Annotated in this window: 4 protein-coding genes; all 4 read left to right on the top strand. The window is 43.4% G+C overall.

Features of this window, described 5'->3' with window-relative positions; genetic code table 11:
• The first annotated feature begins 67 nt into the window (after positions 1-67).
• Positions 68-664 carry a dipicolinate synthase subunit B gene (locus tag LD39_RS07830; RefSeq protein ID WP_035544885.1) on the top strand — a complete coding sequence of 199 codons (597 nt, stop codon included), beginning with the start codon at positions 68-70 and terminating at the stop codon, positions 662-664.
• A 104-nt stretch (positions 665-768) separates the two neighbouring features.
• The gene (gene asd, locus LD39_RS07825; RefSeq protein ID WP_035544884.1) at positions 769-1,815 is read left to right on the top strand and encodes an aspartate-semialdehyde dehydrogenase; all 1,047 of its coding nucleotides are present in this window, start codon (positions 769-771) and stop codon (positions 1,813-1,815) included.
• A 26-nt stretch (positions 1,816-1,841) separates the two neighbouring features.
• Positions 1,842-3,083, top strand: coding sequence for an aspartate kinase (gene dapG, locus LD39_RS07820; protein ID WP_035544882.1), 1,242 nt, complete (start codon positions 1,842-1,844; stop codon positions 3,081-3,083).
• Positions 3,080-3,958 (top strand): 4-hydroxy-tetrahydrodipicolinate synthase, encoded by an 879-nt coding sequence (gene dapA / locus LD39_RS07815; RefSeq protein ID WP_035544880.1) that lies wholly within the window; start codon positions 3,080-3,082, stop codon positions 3,956-3,958. Before dapG ends, dapA begins: the two co-directional genes overlap by 4 nt.
• Positions 3,959-4,221 lie beyond the last annotated feature (263 nt).

Below are 4,221 nucleotides of genomic sequence, written 5' to 3'. Positions count from 1 at the left end.
GCGGGTAAAATTATCGCCGATGTTGTTTCACATTTGTTGGTAAGCCAGGTTAGAAAGGAGACCGAACATGAGTAAACTAAGAGGAAAAGTAATTGGTTTTGGACTTACAGGATCACACTGTACCTATGACGAAGTTTTTCCGATCATGCAGGAATTGGTTGACATGGGGGCGACTGTCATCCCTATATTGTCTTATACGGTTCAGAAGACAGATACCCGATTTGGAGATGCGGCAGATCATTTGAAGAAAATTAAGGAAATTACTGGAGAAGAGCCGATCATGACGATACCTGATGCTGAACCCTTAGGACCAAAACGTCCGCTTGACTGTATGGTAATAGCACCAATGACAGGGAATTCTACGAGTAAGTTTGCCAATGCGCTTACAGATTCTCCTGTTCTCATGGCTGCAAAAGCGACCCTTCGTAATAGCAGTCCAGTGGTTGTTGCTGTTTCTACTAATGATGCTTTAGGCTTAAACGGTGTAAATATCATGAAATTGATGTCCACAAAGAACATCTTTTTTGTTCCACTAGGTCAAGACCATCCATTTAAAAAGCCAAATTCTCTTGTGGCAGATATGACTCTTATCCCTAAAACTATTGAGTTTGCGATTCAAGGAATCCAACTCCAGCCTGTTCTTATCGAACGTTATCAGAGTTAATTCAATTTTTCATACCAGATTCGTTCAGAAGTATGATAGAATAACGAAAATAGTGACATGTCTTACTATTCTTACAACAATCATATGAGAAAGGGGATACTCAAATGAGTCACAAGAACACTTACAACGTTGCTGTGGTTGGTGCCACAGGAGCCGTTGGTCAAAAAATGCTAGAAACGCTTGAAGATCGTGATTTTCCTATCAACCAATTGAAGCTACTTTCCTCCAGTCGGTCGGCTGGAGCGAAGCTGACATACAAAGGGAAGGAATATGTCGTCGAGGAAGCTTCACCTGAGAGCTTTGAAGGCGTGGATATTGCTCTATTTTCAGCAGGAGGATCAGTTTCAAAAAAATTCGCCCCAGAAGCGGTTAAACGTGGCGCTGTTGTCATTGATAATACTAGTGCTTACCGTATGGCTCAAGATGTACCCCTGGTCGTTCCAGAAGTGAATGAAGAAGATATTAAGAAGCATCAGGGAATTATCGCTAATCCAAACTGTTCAACCATACAAATGGTTGCTGCCCTTGAACCTTTACGTGCAGCCTTAGGAATGAAACGGGTGATTGTATCTACTTACCAGGCCGTTTCTGGTGCAGGTAATGAAGCTGCAGATGAGCTGAGGGAACAGTCACAGGCGTTCCTTAATGGAGAAGAACTGGATGCGACCATCCTTCCTGTAAAAGGAGACGAAAAACATTACCCGATTGCTTTCAACGCTCTTCCTCAAATCGATGTATTTCAGGAGAATGGATACACGTTTGAAGAAATGAAAATGATTAACGAAACGAAAAAAATCATGCACATGCCAGATCTTTCTGTAGCAGCCACATGCGTTCGTCTGCCATTCTTCACTTCTCACGCAGAAAGTGTATATATTGAAGTAGAGAAAGATGAGGTTACGGTAGAAGAAGTAAAACAGTTGTTAGCGCAAGCGCCTGGAATCGTTCTCGAAGATGATCCTTCAAGTCAAAAATATCCGACTCCGCTCAGTTCTGCTGGCAAACGAGATGTATTTGTCGGGCGTGTCCGGAAAGACTTGGACAACAAACACGGATTCCATTTATGGGTTGTCTCTGACAACTTACTGAAAGGTGCTGCCTGGAACTCGGTCCAAATTGCAGAACGAATCATCGCTAATCAGTGGTTGTAAAACTTATGATAAGTAGAGGTGGCCCAATGAAGCTACTTGTTCAAAAGTTTGGTGGAACCTCCGTCCGGGATGCTGAAAGCAGGTCTCGGGCGATTACTCATGTAAAAAAAGCTTTAAGTGAAGGCTATAAAGTGGTCGTCACTGTATCAGCAATGGGGAGGAAGGGGAGTCCATATGCGACAGATACCTTACTTGGACTCATCGATTACCCAAATATGAACGTATCTCCAAGAGAGCAAGACCTGCTGATGTCCTGCGGAGAGACGATCTCTTCGATTATTTTTTCTCATGAACTTTCTAGAGAAGGCGTCTCTTCAGTATCTCTTTCAGGCGCTCAAGCTGGATTTCTGACTACAGATGATTTCACAAGAGCTAGAATCATTCGCATGAATCCGATGAGAATCATGCAGGAGCTGGAAACCGTGGATGTCGTGGTCGTAGCCGGATTCCAAGGTCAAACGGAACGAGGAGATACGACAACGATCGGTCGTGGAGGAAGTGATACGTCTGCAGCAGCATTAGGAGCTGCGCTTTCTGCTGAATATATCGATATCTTTACTGATGTAGAGGGAATCATGACGGCGGACCCGAGGTTAGTCCAGTCCGCGCGTCCCCTCAATGTTATAACCTACAATGAAATTTGTAACCTTGCATACCAGGGAGCAAAAGTCATACATCCTCGTGCAGTTGAAATCGCTATGCATGCAAAAGTTCCGATTCGAGTCCGGTCCACTTATTCTGATCTGCCAGGTACCTTAGTATCTGGAACGAAAGAAAAGAACCTCGGAAAAGATATTTCTGATCGCACCGTAACGGGAATTGCCCATATGCTCGGTCTCACTCAGATAAAAGTTCAATCCAAAGAAGACCCCTCAAAGCTACAATCCGACGTATTCAAATCCATGGCTTCCGCTAACATTTCAGTCGACTTCATCAATATATCTCCTAGTGGTGTTATCTACACAATTGATTATATTTACACTGAAAAAGCTTCCCGTATTTTAAAAGACCTTGGTTACGAACCAGAGATCAAAGAAGGTTGTGCAAAAGTGTCCACAGTAGGTGCTGGAATTACTGGATTACCAGGAGTAACAGCGAAAATCGTTCAATCTTTAACGGATGCCGGTATACAAATTCTTCAGTCGGCCGATTCCCACACCACCATTTGGGTACTAATAAAGGAAACGGACCTCGTTCAGGCTGTAAATGCCCTCCACGATGCTTTTGAATTGAATAAGGAAGTTTTGAAAGGGGAAACACTCAGATGAATTTCGGGAAAGTCTTAACAGCCATGGTTACCCCTTTTGACAGCCATGGAAATGTTGATTTTAATAAAACGACAACCCTTGTTGAATATTTGCTCGCAAATGGATCTGACGGTTTGGTGGTAACCGGAACAACTGGTGAATCTCCAACATTAACTGTAGAGGAAAAAATTGCACTCTGGAAACATGTGGTTAAAACCGTTAATGGTCGCGTCCCCGTCGTTGCCGGGGCAGGAAGCAACAACACAGAAGCATCCATCAAGCTTGCGAACAAAGCAGAAGATGCAGGTGTAGACGCAGTAATGCTTGTCGCACCGTATTATAATAAACCTAACCAAAAAGGACTGTATGAACACTTTAAAGCGATCGCCGCATCCTTACGTATTCCAGTGATGATCTACAATGTGCCGGGACGTTCTATTGTAAGAATAGTGCCGGAAACAATTATCGAATTATCTAAAATTCCAAATATTGTTTCTGTCAAAGAGGCTACAGGCGACTTGGACAGTATGGCACGAATCATTCAGTACACAGATGATTCCTTCAGTTTATACAGCGGAGATGACAACTTAACCCTTCCAGCCTATCTTATAGGCGCGAACGGAATAATATCGGTCTCCGCACATGTCATCGGAAAAGAAATGCAAGAAATGCTCTCCCTTTATGATTCAGGAAAAGTGAAAGAAGCAGCATCCCTCCATCGTAAATTACTTCCTATCTTCAACGGAATGTTCAGTGCTCCATCACCAACTCCTGTAAAAGCTGCCCTGCAAATAAAAGGTCTTGATACAGGTGGAGTACGCTTACCTCTCGTCTCTCTAACAGAAGAAGAAAGAGATTTTGTACAAAAAATAATGAATGATCTTGCAAAAGTTTGAACAGGTAATTTAACTTCACTAGGGACTTTCCACTTTGGGAAGTCCCCTTTTTCTTACTCCATTAAAGCTCCCGATTGATGAAGACTCAGTTTCGAGACTTTTATGTGCGATGATGGGGAAGGGGGAGACTCCCGTGGGAGAAGGAAGTAGACGAGATCCCACAGGACGCAGCCCGAGGAAACTTGCCGTTTCCCCACAGGAAAGTGTTCAAATGCGGAGACGCCCTGATAGACACGACACGCATAAGCAGAAAATCAAAAGGG

The sequence above is a fragment of the Halobacillus sp. BBL2006 genome (assembly GCF_000786645.1).
GTDB lineage: Bacteria > Bacillota > Bacilli > Bacillales > Halobacillaceae > Halobacillus.
This window is presented reverse-complemented; position numbering and strand designations above follow the sequence as displayed.

What these genes read in the sequence shown, in the direction of transcription:
- LD39_RS07830 (WP_035544885.1), top strand. Translation starts at nt 68, where the DNA reads ATGAGTAAACTAAGAGGAAAAGTAATTGGTTTTGGACTTACAGGATCA.
- dapG (WP_035544882.1), top strand. Translation starts at nt 1,842, where the DNA reads ATGAAGCTACTTGTTCAAAAGTTTGGTGGAACCTCCGTCCGGGATGCT.
- dapA (WP_035544880.1), top strand. Translation starts at nt 3,080, where the DNA reads ATGAATTTCGGGAAAGTCTTAACAGCCATGGTTACCCCTTTTGACAGC.
- asd (WP_035544884.1), top strand. Translation starts at nt 769, where the DNA reads ATGAGTCACAAGAACACTTACAACGTTGCTGTGGTTGGTGCCACAGGA.